The sequence below is a fragment of the Streptomyces sp. NPDC088732 genome, assembly GCF_044751205.1.
Lineage (GTDB): Bacteria > Actinomycetota > Actinomycetes > Streptomycetales > Streptomycetaceae > Actinacidiphila.
In genome coordinates, this window is the sequence record NZ_JBIVLI010000019.1 from 54,017 (window position 1) to 70,819 (window position 16,803).

Below are 16,803 nucleotides of genomic sequence, written 5' to 3' on the forward strand. Positions count from 1 at the left end.
GGCGGTGCGGACCCGGTCCGGCCGCCCGCACATCTGTCCGCATCTCCCTGGGGGGCACTTCGTGCACGCCATCCGTCTCCATGCCTTCGGCCCCGCCGCCAACCTGAGGTACGAGCAGACCGCGGACCCCGAACCCGGCCCCGGGCAGGTGCGGATCGCGGTCGCCGCGGCCGGGGTCCACGTGATCGACACCGCGCTGCGCTCCGGCGCCTTCGACGGGCCCTATCCGCTGCCCGACCTGCCGACGGTCCCCGGGCGCGAGGTCGCCGGCACCGTCGACGCGGTCGGGGAGGGCACCGGCCGCGAGTGGCTCGGCCGGCGTGTCGTCGCCCACCTGGGCATGGTGCCCGGGGGCTACGCCGAACGCGCCGTGACCTCCGTCGAGCGGCTGCACGTCCTGCCGGACGGGCTGGGCTTCGCCGAGGCCGTCGCCATGGTCGGCACCGGCCGTACGGCCATGGGCATCCTGCGGCAGGCCCCTCTCGGGCCGGAGGACGTGGCCGTCGTGACCGCGGCCGCGGGCGGCATCGGCACCCTGCTCGTCCAGGCCGCCCGGAACGCCGGGGCCACCGTGCTCGGGCTCGCCGGCGGCCCGGCGAAGGCCGCGCGGGTCCGGGAGTCCGGCGCCGGCGCGGCCGTCGACTACACCGCGGACGGGTGGACGGACACCGCGCGGGCCGCGCTGGGCGGGCGGGCCGCCACCGTCGTCTTCGACGCGGTCTCCGGGGACCTCGGGCGCGGGGCGGTCGGCCTGCTCGGCCGCGGCGGGCGGCATGTGGTGTACGGGTGGGCCTCCGGCGGGTCGCCGGCCCTGCCCGAGGAGGAACGGGCCGCGCGCGGCATCACCTCCGCGGTGGTCCTCGGGCCCGCGATGGCGCGGGCCGGCGGTCCCGGCGGCCTGCGCGCCCTGGAGGAGGAGGCCCTGGCCGAGGCGGCGGCCGGACGGCTGCGGCCGACGGTCCACCGCTTCCCGCTCGCGGACGCGGCGGCCGCCCACAGCGCGCTGGAGACCCGGGGCACGACGGGCAAGGTCGTCCTGATCCCCTGACGGGCCGGGGCGCCGCGGTGTGCAGGGCGCGGGTCGCGGGCAGGGAGAAATCATGACAACTGCCCTGCGCACCCTGCGCGAGATCCCGCTCGACGGCGGGCCGGTGGAGTTCCGGGGCGCCCTCGACCTGGAGCGCACCGAGGCCGGTCTGCTGCCGCGCCGGCTGCCCGCGTGGACGCGCTCGCAGTACCCGGACGTCTTCATGGACGAGGTCACCGCGCTGCCGTCCGGCGTGCGGCTGGCGTTCCGTACCGCGGCCCGCGCCGTCGAACTGGAGCTGCTGACCTCGGTGTGGCAGCTCGACGGCAGCCCGGAGCCGCTGCCCGCGGGCGCGGTCGACCTGACCGTGGACGGCGTGTACGCGGGGACGCGGCCCGCCCCGCGCGGCCATGTCCTGCACAAGCCGGACCTCTTCGCGCCGCCCGCGCGCCGGCAGCGGGGGCGGCCGGGCCGGGTGCGCTTCGCGGGCCTGCCGGAGGGCGAGAAGGACCTCGAACTGTGGCTGCCCCAGCAGACCCGTACGGAAGTGGTCGGGCTGCGGGCGGACGCCGAGGTGCTCCCGCCGCGGCCGACCGGGCGCCCGCGCTGGGTCCACCACGGCAGTTCCATCAGCCACTGCGCCGCGGCCGACTCCCCGACCGCGACCTGGCCGGCGCTGGCCGCGGCCCTCGCCGGGGCCGAGCTGCTGAACCTGGGGCTCGGCGGCAACGCCATGCTCGACCCGTACGTCGCCCGGACGATCCGGGACCTGCCGGCCGATCTGATCAGCCTCAAGCTGGGCATCAACATCGTCAACCAGGCCGCCTTCCGGCTGCGTTCGTTCGGGCCGGCGGTGCACGGCTTCCTGGACACCGTCCGCGAGGGCCATCCCGGCACCCCGCTGCTGGTCGTCTCCCCGATCAGCTGCCCCGCCGTGGAGACCACCCCGGGGCCCACCGCGCCCGGTCTCTCCGCCGCCGGGCCGCGCGTCGTCGCCCTCGGCGACCCGGGGGACGTGCCGGGCGGCGCCCTGACGCTGACCGTGATCCGCGCGGAGCTGGCCCGTATCGTCGCGGAACGGGCCGCCGCGGGCGACCGCGGCCTCCACTACCTGGACGGCCGCGAGCTGTTCGGCCCGGGCGACGTGGCCGACCTGCCGGACTGCCTGCACCCCAACGCGGCCGGTTACCGCCGTATGGGCCGCCGCTTCGCCGCCCGTGCCTTCGGTCCCGGCGGGCCCTTCTCGGACCGCTGAAGCACCTCCCCCCGCCCGCTCGCGTGGTCGCAACGATTCACGTAAGCCGCGCAAGAAACAGACAGAGATCCGCACTTCATCATCAGTGTGCCGAAAACATCGCGCAGGAGCCTTGTGGAGCCGTCCACCGGGTCCTTACTGTCGCCTCACCTCACGACGTCCGCTCCGCCTCGCACGTCCAGGGCGGTCGCGCCTACGAGAGAAACGAGCTGGGGATGGCAGGGAGCAGCAGGAGCAGGAACACCTGGCGAAGAACGGTCGCGGTGGTCGCCGCGGCGGCCGGGATCGGGCTCGGGCTCGGCGGGACCGCGCAGGCGGGCACCGGCGCGGCCAAGGCCGCCGGCCCCGTGGTGACCCGGGCGGCACTGGATCCGGCGCTGGTCGCCGGACGCGGCGCCGACCCGGGGTTCGCCGAGCAGGAGGCGGAGAACGCCGCGACGAACGGCACGGTCATCGGCGGCCGCAGTGCCTACACCCTCCCCGCGGAGGCGTCCGGGCGGAAGGCGGTGACCCTGGAGCGCGGCCAGTACGTGGAGTTCACCCTCCCGAGCGCCGCGAACGCGATCACCGTGCGGTACAGCATCCCGGACGCGCCGGGCGGCGGCGGCATCACCGCGCCGCTCGACGTGACGGCCGGCGGGCAGGGCCGCCGGACGATGACGCTCACCTCGCAGTACGCCTGGCTCTACAACCAGTACCCGTTCTCCAACGACCCGCAGGCCGGCCTGCTCCACGACGACTGGTGGATCACCGAGTGCGGCTGCGTGCCGAACGCCACCACCCCGACACCGGTGATCGCCAAGCCGTTCCGGCCGAACCACTTCTACGACGAGCAGCGCCTGCTGCTGGGCCGGACGTACAAGGCCGGCGAGAAGATCCGGCTGACCGTCCCCGCCCGCGCCGGGGCCGTGACGACGACGGTCGACCTGCTGGACTCGCAGCTGGTGGGCGCCCCGCGGATCGCCCTCGTCGCCGCGAACGTGCTCGCCTTCGGCGCCGACCCGACCGGGCGGCGGGACTCCGCGGGCGCCCTCGACAAGGCGATCGCCTTCGCGCGGCGCGCGCACCTGAAGGTCTACATCCCGCCGGGGACGTACCAGGTCAATCGCCACATCGTGGTGGACGACGTGACGATCGAGGGCGCCGGCAGCTGGTACACCGTCATCAAGGGCAAGGAGGTCGCCCTCGGCACCCCGGCGCCCGACGGATCGGTGCACACCGGGGTCGGCTTCTACGGCAAGGACGCCTCGGCCGGCGGCAGCCACGACGTCCACCTGTCGGGCTTCGCGATCGAGGGCGACGTCCGCGAGCGCATCGACACCGACCAGGTGAACGGCATCGGCGGCGCGCTCTCCGACTCCACGATCGAGGGCCTGTACATCCACCACACCAAGGTGGGCATGTGGTTCGACGGCCCGATGTCGAACCTGCGCATCACGGGCAACGTCATCACCGACCAGATCGCCGACGGCCTCAACTTCCACACCGGCGTGACCGATTCGGTGGTCCGCAACAACTTCGTCCGCAACTCCGGGGACGACGGGCTGGCCATGTGGTCGGAGAAGACCGCGAACGCCCGCAACACCTTCGACCACAACACGGTGCAGACCCCCGTGCTCGCCAACGGCATCGCGATCTACGGCGGCACGGACAACACGGTCTCCGGCAACCTGATCGCCGACCCGATCCGCGAGGGCAGCGCCCTCCAAGTGGGCTCCCGCTTCGGCGCGGAGCCGTTCGCCGGGCATCTGTGGATCACCGACAACACCACAGTGCGGGCGGGCACCTACGAGCTGAACTGGAACATCGGGCTCGGCGCCATCTGGTTCTACGCGCTGGAGAAGTCCATCGACGCCGACATCCGCGTGACCGGCGACCACTTCCTCGACAACACCTACAACGCGATCATGCTGGTCTCCGACTTCCCGGTGAAGGACGCCTATTCCATCAGCAACGTGCACTTCAAGGACATTCGGGTCGACGGCACCGGCACCTCCGTGGTGAGCGCGCGCGCCGCCGGCTCCGCGTCCTTCGAGAACGTCGACGCCCGCAATGTGGGCGCGGTCGGGGTGAACAACTGCGGTTCGTTCAACTTCCCCGCCACCGGCTCGGAGTTCACGCTGAACGACCTCGGCGGCAACGACGGCGGCGGCACGACCGGGCCCTGGCTCGGTTCCTGGGAGCTGCCCAACACCATCACCTGCGACGACCGTCCGCCGGTGGTCGTCCCGCCGGCGCCCTCCACCTGGTAGCCGCGACCGAACCGACCCTCTCCGCGCCCCCGTACCGCACCGTGTGGTACGGGGGCGCGGACACACCAAGATCCGGCCAATATTTGACCGAATCCATAGACGTGCCACTCCTGTGGGTCATCTGAAGACCCGCAATCGGCCATCTGTCCTTCGCCATGCGGGTGTCGTGTGTACGCGAGCCGGTGTTCGACCGGCAGGACACTCATAAGGACACACGCAATGACACTTCGCGGGAAGAGATCCGTGGGAGCCGGCGCACGCCGCACCGCGGTGGTCACCGCGCTGGCGCTGGCTCTGGCCGGTTCGGTCACCGGTGCCGCCACCGCCTCGGGAACCTCCGGGGACGGGGCGGCGCAGGACCAGGCCGCCACGCCGGACTGGCTGCCGCAGACGCCGGAGAACTGGCCGCTCGTGGTGGACTACAGCCGCACCCCGGGCGAGACGGTGACCCAGGGTCTGGAGCACTACAGCGAGACCTACGACACCGTCGGCGGCCGCCAGCAGGTCCAGGTGCTGAGCGCCGACCTGACCGACCCGAACCTGCGGGTCGGCATGGTCGAGGCGGGCGACACCCTCACCAACCCGGCGGACGAGACGGTCTCGTCGATGGCCAACCGCACCCACGCGGTCGCGGGCGTCAACGGCGACTACTTCGAGATCCACGCGAGCGGCCGTCCGCTCGGCGGCGTGGTGACCGACGGCCGCCTGCTGAAGAGCCCCAAGCCGGGCTTCGCCTCGCAGCTGGGCGTCCGCCCCGACGGCTCCATGGTGATGGGCCCCGAGGCCTTCTCCGGGACCATCACGGACGGCGCCGCGACCCGCGCGCTCACCTCGGTCAACACCGTGGGCGACCTGACGTCCGGGGGCATCACCGAGGTCACCTCCGACCTCGGCGCCGCCACGGGTCTGGCGAACGGCACCCTGGTGCTCGGCCACACGGCCGACGGCGGCTTCACCGTCGACAGCGTGCAGACCGGCGTGACCTCCCTCCCGCAGCTCGGCAAGGACCAGCTGGGCCTGCTCGGCGGCGGGGCCGGCGGCACCTGGCTGTCGGCGAACCTGCACACCGGCGACACGGTCGGCATCACCACGCGGCTGTCCCCGGACAACGATGTCACGCAGCTGGTCAGCGGCGTCGACACGCTGGTCAAGGACGGCAAGGTCTACAAGGACCCGACCGGCACCCCGCCGAGCGGCGCCAACCCGGAGACCGCCGTCGGCATCACCAAGGACGGCAAGCACGCCATCGTCGTCGCGGTCGACGGCCAGGGCGGCGCCACCCGCGCCTTCGGCGTGACCCGCGACCAGGTCGCGGGCTACATGGTCGCCCACGGCGCCGACACCGCGATGCTCTTCGACGGCGGCGGCTCGACCACGATGGCCGTGCGCGCCCCCGGCGCCACGCGCACCGAGGTCGTCAACACCCCGTCCGACCAGCCCGGCAACACCGAGCGCCCGGTCGCCAACGGCATCTTCTTCTACTCCACGGAGAAGGAGGCCGGCGAGGCCCACAAGGTCGTCGTGAACGGCGGCGACCGCATCACCACCGTCCCCGGCAGCACCATCCCGCTGTCGGTGTACGCCACGGACAAGGTCGCCAACCCGACCACAGGCACCGTGGACGTGCGCGTCGAGCCCGCGTCGCTCGCCTCGTACGAGAACGGCAGGCTCACCGCGCACACCAGCGGTGAGGGCGAGGTCATCGCCACCAGCGACGGCCGCACCACCTCCGAGAAGCTGGAGGTCGCCGCCGAGCTCAAGGACCTGTCCCTGTCGCCCGACACCGTCGACATGGGCAACGGCGGCACCCAGCAGCTGACCCTGACGGGCACCGTCAAGAGCGGCCGCACCACGGACATCTCCGCCGACGCGGCCGAGTGGACGGTCACCCCGTCCTCGCTCGGCACCGTCGACGCGCACGGTGTGTTCACCGCGGACGCGAACAACGGCGGCCTCGCCGAGGTGACCGCGAAGGTCGGCGGCCGGACCGCCACCGCCTCGGTCGCGGTCGGCAGCGTCAGCAAGACCATCGACCCGATGAACAGCACGGGCGTGTGGCGGCTCAGCAACAACACCACGGGCAAGCCGGCCACCCTGTCCACCGAGCAGGGCGTCGTCCCGCCGGGCTCCACCGAGTCCGCGTCGCTGCGCCTGGACTACTCGATGCCGGCCGGTTCCGGCGTCAAGCAGCTGGTGCTGTCCCCCAACGTCACCCTGAAGACCGACACCAACGGCGGTCACGTCCCCACCGGCATCGGCGTGTGGATCAAGGGCGACGGCAACGGGATCGAGCTCGCCGAGAAGTACATCAACGTCAACGGCTCGTCGACCACGCTGTACCCGACGTTCGTGACCTGGAACGGCTGGCACCTCGCGGTCGCGCAGCTGCCCGCCGGCATGCAGTTCCCGCTGACGATCAGCTTCATCGACTTCCTGGCGATCAGCCCGAGCACCGCCTACAGCGGCACGCTCAACGTCTCCGGCCTGCAGGCCCTGTACTCGCCGCGACCGGTCACGGTCCCCGACTACAAGGCGATCCCGGACAACCCGTCCTGGCTGAAGTTCGAGGAGAACGCGGACGACTTCGCCAAGAGCGGCAGCACCCTGCTCGCCGGCGACGACGCCCACATGCTCGCGAGCGACCCCGGTTCGGTCAGCAGCAACGTGATGGACTCCATCGCCAAGCGGCTGCCCGCCCTGAGCCCGCAGGCCCACCCGGACGCCGCGCAGTTCCTCGGCGACATGGCCGACGACGGCAAGCTGGCCGACCTGCAGTTCGCGAAGTCCAAGATGGACGCCCTCGGCATCCCCGAGCGCGACATCGTCGGCAACCACGAGATCACGCAGGGCGCCGACTCCGAGAACGGCAACTACAGCGACACCTTCGGTGACACGCACTACGCCTACAGCCAGGGCGCGGCGCGACTGATCGTCACCGACAACTCGCACGGCAGCCTGCAGTCCTCGGACCCGTTCCAGGACCCGACCGGCGCCCAGTACCCGTGGCTCGTCCAGCAGTTGACGGACGCCACGGCCAAGGACGTGCTCGTCGTCACCCACATGCCCGCCTACGACCCCCACCCGGCCGCGAACAGCCAGTTCACGGACCGCTGGGAGGCGCGCATGTACATGCGGCTGGTGCAGAAGTTCCAGCAGTCGCACCCGGCGCAGCACGTGATCATGATGTACGGCCACGCGCGCGGCTTCTCCGAGCAGATCCTCGACCCCGAGGGCCGCAGCACCACCACCGCTCAGGGCGGCATCCCGCAGTTCGCCTTCGCGGACCTCGGCATGCCCGCGTACGCCCCCGCGGACCAGGGCGGCTTCTACCACTTCGGCCTGATCCGCATCGGCACCGACGGCAACCTGCAGTACTCCGTCGAGCCCTCCCTGGCGTCCATCGCCGTCACGGCGCCCACCGCGCCGATGGAGCGCAACGACGAGGTGACCCTGACCGCGACCGGCCTCCAGACCGGCGGCGACAACATCGCCCCGCTCAGCATGCCGATCGCGGACCCGGCGTCCCACGTCTGGTCCTCCAGCAACACCAAGGTCGCCGAGGTGGACCCCACCACCGGCCGCCTGCGGGCCCACCGCGCCGGCACGGCCACCATCACGGTGACCAGCGGCGGCGTCACGGGCACGGCTCAGATCACGGTCAAGTAACCCACTGACCGCGCACGGTTCCGCCTCCCCGGCCCACCAGGCCCGTGCGGCGGCCGTGGGGCCGTGAACGCCGACAGCAGGACGCCCCGGACCGATCCACGGTCCGGGGCGTTCTGCCGTCAGCGGGGGCCGACGGGTGTTACCGCACGTCGACGTAGGTGGTGGCCGTGTTGCTGACCAGGAAGCCGCTTCCGGTCGCCGTGTCGAAGACCACGGCCCACGTACCGTCCTGCGTCGCCCGTTCCAGATTGGCGATGTGTCCCTTGTCGACGCCCAGGGCGTGCACGTACCGGTAGCTCTTGGCGCCACGGGGCCGGAAGTACAGGGACACCTGGCTGTCGCGGAACCCCTTCCAGGCCGTGCCCTCCCGGTACTGAAGGGTGCCCGTCAAGTAGGTCCACTCGCCCTTCCGCACCGACTTGGGCGAAGCCTTGAAGCCGGTGATCCGGGTCGTCAGCCGGTGCCGGTGAACGATCGGGGTGACCGCGGAGGCGAGATCGGGGTTGCCCTGGAACCGGACGCGCCAGTAGCCGTCGGATGGGGCCGTACGGCTCTGCCCGAAGGTCTCCGCGACACCGGCCTTGTTGTGGCGGACGGTCACCGGGAGCGTCGCCACGGCCTTCCAGCCGGTCTTGCCGTTCTTGGAGTAGTCCAGGACGACGGCCGGCTTGGCGGGCCAGTGCGCACGGCTGTCCTTGAGGTTGAGCGAACCCGTGACATGGAGCCGGGACCGGTCGTCGAGGCTCACGGTGGCGTTGAGCGCGGTCTTGAACGCCACATGGACGGTCAGCGGCTGGGACGACATCGTCGCGAACGGCTCGTCGTCACCGGCCAGCACCACCTTGCCGGCGAGGGCGGCACCGGTCGAGGGCACCTTCAAGGTGTACCGGCCGTGGCTGTCGGTGTACGCGCTGCCGAGTTCGGTCGCGCTCGGGCCGTTCGTGTAGGCGATCCGCGAGCCGGGCAGGGGCCGCCAGCCCTCGGGCGTCTGGATCTCCGCAAGACCGGTGACCGTGCCGGTGGCACCCTGGGCGAGGTTCAAGGTGTGCGTGTTCACCGAGACCCTGGTGGGCGACTGCACCGTGGAGATGTACACCAACGACGACACCGGGTGGAGCGCTTGGGGATCAGTGTCGGAACCCCACTGCTCGGCATACACCGTGGAGGCGCGGTCCTTGGGCACGAACTCGGCCGTGAACCGCCCATCCGGACCCGTGACCACCTGGATGTCCGCGCGGCCCGTGTAGATCTCCACCTTCTCCCCCGCCGCGGGGACGGACGCGGCCGGGTCACCCGGCGGCTCGGCGATGAGCGTGCCCGAGACGGTGACCCGCTGGTGCGTGTAGTCCGGTGCGGTCGGCGTGACGGCGAAGTCGGGAATCCTCATGGCCGTCTGGTAGTGGAGCACGTCTTTCGCATGGCTCAGACCCGTGAACGTGGCACCGGACGCGTCCGTGAAGTCGTAGGCGATCCGGTATTCGCCGTGCTGCGGCAGGTGCACGGCGGTCTGCCATTTCAAGGCCTTCGCCGCCGGATCGCCGATGATGCTGAAGTCACTGGTGGACCCGGCTTCCGGCGTTCCCTCCGGACTGCCCTTCGGGAAGAAGTGGGCGGTCACGCTCGTGACCGGGGTGTCGGACGAGGTGCGGACCATCAGGGTGCCGGGGTGCTGGTAGTCCCCGGAAGTGATGAACACGGGCGGTGCGGGGGTGGTGGCCCCCTGAGCCGGCGTGGTGGCCGCGAAGGCCGACACACCGAGTGCCGTCGAGATCGCGGCGGACAGCATGATGGAACGTCGCAAAGCGTTTCCCCCCAGAGAAGACATGCGATGCGGCACCCGGCAGCAACGCCGGCGCAGCTGGCCGGACTTGGCTCCACGGCAGTCGCGTCCAAGTCGGGCCCGAGCACATTAGCGCACGCGTTCGCAGGCCATCCACGAGGTTTGCGCCGCCGGCCGGCATGGCTCCCCGCGTACCCCGGGGGCACAGCCGGAGCCACGCCGCAGCAGGCACCCGCGGACCCATGGCATCAGCCACCCGGTGCGAGGTCGGCAGCCGCGGCGATACCACCCGTGAATGCCGAAGGCCCCGGACCGATCACGGTCCGGGGCTCTTACGCTGCTCGGCAACGTGAGCGGAAAGGGGCTGCTCAGCGCACGTCCACGTAGTCGTGGTAGCTCTCGGCGTCCACGTAGGAGCCGGACGCGAGGTAGACCCCGACCCAGGTGCCGTCCTGCTTCGCGGTGAAGCGGGCGGTGAAGCGGCCGTGCGAGTCGGCCTTGACGGAGCCGAGCTGCGTCCAGGCCTTCTTGCCCTTGGCCTGGAAGAGGATGTAGACGCGCTGCTTGCCGAACGCCACCCACTTCGTGCCGCTCAGCTTCTGCACGGTGCCGGTGGTGGTCACGGTGCGGCCCTTGCGCACCGGCTCGGGACCGGCGTTGAAGCCCGTGATCCTGGTCGCGGTGCGGTTGAAGTGCACGGAGTTGGAGTAGCCGGGCTGGTAGTCCGACGACCCCGTCGAGTACAGCCGCCAGTAGCCCTTCGGCACCGCCACGTACGCGTCGAGATTGAAGGTGCCGTTGGACTTCACGGTGAACCAGCCGAGCGACTTCCAGCCGGACTTGCCGTCGGCCGACTGCTGGAGGTACAGCTTCCGGTTCGGCGGCACCTTGGCATCGCTGCCGTTCATGCTCCCCTGGATGTGCAGGTCGGAGTACTCGTCGAGCCAGCTCGTACAGAAGCAGATGCTGGTCCGGTTGATGACGTCGACCTTGAACTGCGCGTGCGAGGCGGTCAGATACGGGTCGTCCAGGTAGCTGTCGAGGCTGGTCTGCACCGTGAACGTGGTGTCGCCGGACAGCAGGTACGGGTAGGTGAGCGCGAAGCGCCCGGCGGCATTACTGGTCGCCGTCGCGTAGTAGTCCATCTCGACCGCGACACCCTTGGCCGGACGCCAGGTCCCGCCGTACAGGTATTCCACGATGCCGGATGAGGACGCCTTGACGCCGTACTTGATCCGCACGCTGGAGTGGTCCAGCCGAATCCGGCTCGGGCTGACCACGACCGGCAGGGTCTTGCTGTCGACGAGCACGTAGGTGTTCGTGCCGTCGGGGTTGGCGATCCAGAAGGAGAGCGAGACCGCGACGGACTTGGCGTTCTCGCCGTTCAGCCGCGGCGCCACGTCGATCGCGTAGCTGCCGTCGGCGGCGGTGACAGCGCTGTAGGCGTACTGGGCGATCACGCTCAGCTCCTTGCCGGCCAGCGGCGAAATGTCGCCGGTGATCGGGTCGAAGAGCGAGATGCGGCCGCTGAGCTTGACGTGCGTGTGCTCCACGTCCAGCACGGCGGGGCTGATGCTGCGGTCGGCGAAGACCGGCTTGGGCTCGACGTCCACGGTGGTGACGCCCGTGGCCGAGGTGCTGTCACCGTCGCTGTCCTGTGCGCTGACCGTCACGTCGTAGCCGCCGTACGAGGGCAGTTGCGACATGCGCGGCGAGCGCCAGACGCCGTCCTGCGGCGTGCCGGAGACGAGCGTGAAGCCGGTGACTGTCACGGTCGCCGGGGCCGCGCCGTGCAGCTCCGTCAGTTCGGCGGACACCTCGGTGATCGCCGAGTCGGAGGAGACGGCCACGGTAAGGAAACCGGCGTCGGAAGGGTCGGACCCCACGCTGCCGAAGACCGGGGCGCCGATGCCGTCGGCGGGCGCGCTGCCACCCGGGTCGGGCGCCGGGTCGCCTGAGGACGGGTCCGACGGCGTCGGGGTGTCCGAGGGCGCGTCGGCGGCCGCGTCGGACGGGACGCCGGTGGGCGTGTCCGGCGTCGGCGTCGAACCGGCCGTCGGGGTCGTGGTCGCGGCAACGGCCGGGTCCTGCCCGGGCGTGCCGCCGTCGGCCGCGTACGCCAGCGCGGGCGCGGCAAGGAGTGCGGCGCTCAGCGCGGCGGACACGGCCACCGACGCCAAAGAGCGTGTTCTCACTGCTGAATTCCCCCCACGGGAATGGCGCGGCCTCGCTGCCCCGGATATGCGGAGGCCGGCCGCGCTCCTTGTACGGCTGCTGTGAACATCACGCAACGCGTCGAACTGTAGTACCTGCCACCGAACATGAAAGCAAGGCCGCACGCAGCCGGCAGCGCTCGCTCGCGGAGGAGCCCCGGTCCGGAAAGCTGACGCCCCGGACCACACTTCGCCCGGGCTTGCGCCGAGCTGCGGCAATACGGTTCCGTCACCGCCGTTCCCCGTGGCGCCGCGCACCGACGACACCAGAAGATCGACAACAGGGGAGCCGAGCTCCTCGGCCGCATTCGAATCAGCAGGACCGGGGACGCCGCACACGCGTGACATCCGCCACACGGCGCGAGCCATCGGCCGCATGGACCGCCTGCTCCGGCGCCGCCCCAACCGCGAGCAACCGCCCCCGGCCGCTGCCACCCGCGAACGCAGAACGCCCCGGACCGACCGTGGTCCGGGGCGTTTGCGCTGCTCAACGACTGGAGCCGCCTGTCGGGTTCGAACCGACGACCTTCGCTTTACAAGAAAGCAGGTTCGGGCCCGGTGCGCTCTGGCTACTCCGGGAGGGCCTAGAAACCCCAGGTCGGTAGCTCTCGCCCTCCGGTCGACTCCGGGAATTCCGGCCCTCTTCGGGACCTCCGCTCACGCATCGCTCACGCAACCGGGTGTACCCGCATACGGGCTGACCTGCACTTCTATTGTCCCGCACCACTCCCCCGATGTCAGCCCCCAGCCCTATGCTGGTGGTCCCATCCAACGCTTGGCAGCTCGGGTGCGGACAGCAAGAAGGCCGGTCCTGTGGCGGGGCCGGCCTTCGCCATACCCCAGGTGCATGCACGCTCGCCAAGGCGCAGGCTGGAAGAGCGACCCCGCCCGCATTGCCCGCGCGGCGGGGCCGCCCGGAGAAGAGGTCCGGCGCGGCCCTGGTTCCTCCACGGACGGGTCGCGCCGGACGCCCCGTGTCACCCGTTGGGCGCCCTCCGCTCGCGCCTCCTGGGACTGCAGGGCACGCTCGGGGTGCGAGCACTCTCGCCAGTGGGTCGGCCCTCCGTCGCGGCGAAGCGACGGGGGGCCGCGGTCGTTCCAGCGCGAGTCCACTGGGTGGCGCATCCTGGAAGTGCGGCCCCGCCCCCCTTACGCCAGGAGGCAGCGGGCGGGGCCGCTCACCCCAGTGGCGGCATCCAAGATGCGGGCGTGTTGGGCCGCTGCCAGGCTCGTTCGTGGCAGGCCCCCGCTCCCATCCCCCAGCGGGGCCCTGGCCATAAATCGGCCCCCGCCACAATGACGTGGCGGGGGCCAAGCCATACCCGTCGACAGAGACCGGGGGACCCGCTGCAGGCGGCTCGGAGCGGGTGGTTATGGTTGGCCGCAGAGGGCTCCGCTCGCCCCCCGTTGGGCGGAGCCCTCGCTGCTGGACGGCAGGAGGCCCCCACCGGCTCGACACGGTGGGGGCCGACGTCCTTCTCAGGTCACTGTGCCGGGGTGCCGGCCCCCGGGCACATGGCCCGGTTGCCATTCAGGGGCTGGTGCTGCGGGACCGGGGAGCCGGGAGGGGCGGACGTGTTGGCGCCGCAGACGCTGCACGATCCTTCGGTCTTGCCGGGGTCGATGTTCACGCGTACCTCCAGGTGAGTCGACGTGGTGCTCTTCTGGTGGTGCTGTGCCCGGCCGTGGATCAGATGGCGGCCGGGACGCTGAACTCTCCACCGTGCGGCCAGTCGCGGCCGGCGGGGAGCGCGTGGACCACGTACACGTTGATGCGGCTGGTGTCGTGGTAGGTGATGCGCACGCCGTACTTGATCGCGGTGTGCGCCTCGGGGGACCCGCTGTAGGGCTCGACCAGGGCGATCTCCTTGCTGCCGGAGTTCGCCAGGAGTGCGGCCAGGTGCTGGTCGACGCGGCCGAGCTGGACCTTGCCGCCGTCGAAAACGTCCGGGACGGACACGGGGGCCAGGGCGTTCTCGCCTTCGATGACCTGCTCGGGCTGGTCGTACTTGTCGCCGTCGGCGGACGTGGCGATGATCTGGAGCAGGACCCGGGCACCGTTCTGGTAGGTCACCGACAGGCCGTAGGGGTGCCGGTCGTAGCCCGCCTCCTTGGAGGTGACGACGTCCTTGACCTGCCCACCTGCTTGCTGCAGCAGGGCCTTGAGGGTGTCCTCGAAACGCTGGGGTCGCATTTGTGATCATTCCTTCCGTCGCGGCCGGTCCAGTCTAGGAGCGGGGTCTGTCGCTGGAGGCCGCCCCTCCGCAGCCAGGGGGATGCTGCCACGGAAGAGCGGCGGTCTCATGGGGTGGCGGCCCGGGCGGCGCGGTACGCGGCCCACAAGGGCGCCCCTGCCGGGCACGGCTCGGTCGTGCAGTTCGGGCAGGGCTGGGCGTGGTCCAGGTATCGGCGGTACGCGACCTGCGCGTCGCCCTCGACCGCGGCCGCGTGGTCCGCGAGGGCCGCTCCGAGGCTTCGGAAGGTCACAGCCCTACCTCCGCCCACAGGCCGAACTCGTCGGGGCTGACGCCGCGGCGCAGGGCCAGGCCGCTGAGGATGTGACTGCCCGGGCCGTAGGCGCTGATGAGCGTCATCTGCTGGTCGCCGGATGCGGTGATCCGGGCGCGCGTCCCGGCGGTGGAGATGGTCATGGTCACCTTGCTGGGTGTCGTGGCGAGGACACAGACGAAGAGTTCGCCGGCGAGCTGGGCGGTGTCCTGGTGCGCGAGGTGCGAGGTGGCCCATGCGCGGGCCTCGCGGGCCTGTGCAGGTTGGGCTGGGAATGCTCGCGTCCAGCTGGAGCCGGTTTCCGGCATGGCGGTGCCCCCGAAAGTCGTGACGTTCTGAGTACAGAACAACTCTTTCTGTACTCAGAATTGCGGGGGAGTTGGCGCAGGTCAAGTAGACCGGGGAATATGTGTACTCAGAATCGGACGATCATTCCGGAGGGGTGGGGATCGCGTTGACGCAGCGGCCCGAGTACCTGCGCATCGCCGCCGAGTTGCGCACCGCCATCCACGAAGGTGCCCACCGGCCAGGCGACCGGCTGCCGACCCTACCCGAACTCACCGAGTCCTACGGCGTGTCCGAGACGACGATCCGCAACGCACTCACCGTGCTGCGCAACGAGGGCCTGATCGAGTCCCGCACCCGCGCCGGCACCATCGTCCGCGAGCAGCCGCCCATCCACCGCCTCGCCGCGGACCGGTACAAGGGCAGCCCTGGCGGCGCCCCGCAGACCGCGTTCACCAAGGACCAGGGGATCGGCTGGGCCGAGTACCGCCTGGACAAGTTCTTCGAGAAGACCCGCGCCAGCGCCGAGCTGGCGGCGCTCTTCGAGTGCGAGGTCGGCGAGCCGCTGCTCGCCCGGCACTTCGTGTTCTACGACAACGACGCCCCGACACAGATGTCGACGTCGTTCGTCCGCTGGTCGGACGTGGCCGGGACGCCCGTCGCGGACCCGATCAACGAGCCGTGGCCGGGCGGGACGCGGGCGCAGTTGGCGACGCTCGGCATCCAGGTGAGGCGGGTCACGGAGGCGTTCACGGTGGGCATGCCGACCGAGCATGAGCGGGAGACGCTGCGCATCGGGAAGGCCGTGCCCGTCCTGCGGTTCACCCGCCGACACCTCGCCGAGGACGGCCGGGTCGTCGAGGTCGCGCACCCGATCGTGCGCCGCGGCGACACCACGGTGGTGGAGTTCGCCGTCGACCTAGACGCCTGAGCCTGCATGCGCAAAAGCGCCCCCACCGTCTCCGAGAGCAGCGGGGGGTGGGCCTGGCTTGAGCGCAAAGGACTGACAGCCCAGCGCGGTCGGCCCACCGTTCCGCCATGAAGACCGCGATCTGGACGCTGCTCGCCCTCGCCTGCGGCGTCCTCACCCTGGCCGGCATCACCGGCATCATCGCTGGGTTCCGCACCAGCCTTCTCGACGTTGCCCTCGCGGGCATCGTCACCTTCGGCGCCGGTTCAGCAGCTCGTTACGCCTGGCGCAAGGCCCGCGGCGCCCGCCACGTCGAGACCGCCCGGCTCCCCGAGCGGGACGACCGGCCCTGGCGCCGCTGACCCTGAACGCACGAAAGCGCCCCCGCCGTCCCGAAGGACAGCGGGGGCGCAGTCAGTGCTGGAGCAGGGAGAAGACGGCCGTAGCTACACCGGCCACGCCCGCGAGGGCGCCGATCGTAGGCAACGGCCAGCGCGACGCCTCCAGCCGGCGCAGGCGCGTCTCGTGGTCGCCGACCTGGTCGGTGATCGCCTTGTTGTCGTCACGGAACCCGTCGACCTTGATCTCGACGCGGGTCACAGCATCGTGCAGGGATCTCATCTCCTGATACATCTGCGCCGAGCTGATGTACACGCCCGGGTCTTGCGGCGTCACGGCTACCGCCCAGCGATGTCGGTCCGCAGCCACGAGGGCAGCAGCGACTGGACGGACGGCAGGGCCATCACCCGGGCGAATCCGCCGGCGACGGCCAGGGCGCCGGCGACCCAGGGCAGGGCGGCCGGGATGCCGGAGGCGGCGACGATGCCGGGCAGGGCGACGGCCACGCCGACGCCGGTCTGCAGGACGGTGCGCGCGGTGCGCTTGGCGTCGAGGGACATGAGGTTCT

At 71.3% G+C, this 16,803-nt stretch carries 13 protein-coding genes; 6 read left to right on the plus strand and 7 right to left on the minus strand.

From position 1 onward, the window contains the following. The first annotated feature begins 61 nt into the window (after positions 1–61). From ACIP9H_RS29235 to ACIP9H_RS29250, 4 genes are all read left to right on the plus strand, one after another. Positions 62–1,048: a zinc-binding dehydrogenase gene (locus ACIP9H_RS29235; RefSeq protein WP_401595819.1), complete on the plus strand. Its 987-nt coding sequence runs from the start codon at positions 62–64 to the stop codon at positions 1,046–1,048. 52 nt (positions 1,049–1,100) lie between these two features. After that, on the plus strand, positions 1,101–2,282 hold the full coding sequence (locus tag ACIP9H_RS29240) for a GDSL-type esterase/lipase family protein (protein WP_401595821.1): 1,182 nt from the start codon (positions 1,101–1,103) through the stop codon (positions 2,280–2,282). Between the two features lie 215 nt (positions 2,283–2,497). After that, on the plus strand, positions 2,498–4,534 hold the full coding sequence (locus tag ACIP9H_RS29245; protein ID WP_401595824.1) for a glycosyl hydrolase family 28-related protein: 2,037 nt from the start codon (positions 2,498–2,500) through the stop codon (positions 4,532–4,534). Between the two features lie 243 nt (positions 4,535–4,777). Further along, positions 4,778–8,200, plus strand: coding sequence for a phosphodiester glycosidase family protein (locus tag ACIP9H_RS29250; protein WP_401595826.1), 3,423 nt, complete (start codon positions 4,778–4,780; stop codon positions 8,198–8,200). A gap of 139 nt (positions 8,201–8,339) precedes the next feature. Here ACIP9H_RS29250 and ACIP9H_RS29255 read toward each other — a convergent pair whose 3' ends face one another. The 5 genes from ACIP9H_RS29255 to ACIP9H_RS29275 form a co-directional block, all read right to left on the minus strand. Next, on the minus strand, positions 8,340–10,001 hold the full coding sequence (locus ACIP9H_RS29255; protein WP_401595828.1) for a hypothetical protein: 1,662 nt from the start codon (positions 9,999–10,001) through the stop codon (positions 8,340–8,342). A 347-nt stretch (positions 10,002–10,348) separates the two neighbouring features. Then, on the minus strand, positions 10,349–12,175 hold the full coding sequence (locus ACIP9H_RS29260; protein ID WP_401961622.1) for a hypothetical protein: 1,827 nt from the start codon (positions 12,173–12,175) through the stop codon (positions 10,349–10,351). A 1,708-nt stretch (positions 12,176–13,883) separates the two neighbouring features. Next, entirely contained in the window at positions 13,884–14,387 is a 504-nt protein-coding gene (locus ACIP9H_RS29265) for a hypothetical protein (protein WP_401961625.1), read from the minus strand. Between the two features lie 107 nt (positions 14,388–14,494). Then, a complete protein-coding gene (locus tag ACIP9H_RS29270) occupies positions 14,495–14,680 on the minus strand; it encodes a hypothetical protein (RefSeq protein ID WP_401961627.1) in 186 nt (61 codons plus the stop codon). Next, on the minus strand, positions 14,677–15,009 hold the full coding sequence (locus ACIP9H_RS29275; protein ID WP_401961630.1) for a hypothetical protein: 333 nt from the start codon (positions 15,007–15,009) through the stop codon (positions 14,677–14,679). Before ACIP9H_RS29275 ends, ACIP9H_RS29270 begins: the two co-directional genes overlap by 4 nt. 134 nt (positions 15,010–15,143) lie before the next feature. Here ACIP9H_RS29275 and ACIP9H_RS29280 point away from each other — a divergent pair, with 134 nt between their 5' ends. Then, the gene (locus ACIP9H_RS29280; protein ID WP_401961632.1) at positions 15,144–15,917 is read left to right on the plus strand and encodes a GntR family transcriptional regulator; all 774 of its coding nucleotides are present in this window, start codon (positions 15,144–15,146) and stop codon (positions 15,915–15,917) included. 107 nt (positions 15,918–16,024) lie between these two features. After that, entirely contained in the window at positions 16,025–16,258 is a 234-nt protein-coding gene (locus tag ACIP9H_RS29285) for a hypothetical protein (protein WP_401961633.1), read from the plus strand. A 52-nt stretch (positions 16,259–16,310) separates the two neighbouring features. On the opposite strand, the gene ACIP9H_RS29290 is transcribed toward ACIP9H_RS29285, so the two are convergent. Continuing rightward, positions 16,311–16,517 carry a hypothetical protein gene (locus ACIP9H_RS29290; RefSeq protein ID WP_401961635.1) on the minus strand — a complete coding sequence of 69 codons (207 nt, stop codon included), beginning with the start codon at positions 16,515–16,517 and terminating at the stop codon, positions 16,311–16,313. Between the two features lie 56 nt (positions 16,518–16,573). Then, positions 16,574–16,795: a hypothetical protein gene (locus tag ACIP9H_RS29295; RefSeq protein WP_401961638.1), complete on the minus strand. Its 222-nt coding sequence runs from the start codon at positions 16,793–16,795 to the stop codon at positions 16,574–16,576. Positions 16,796–16,803: the final 8 nt, after the last annotated feature.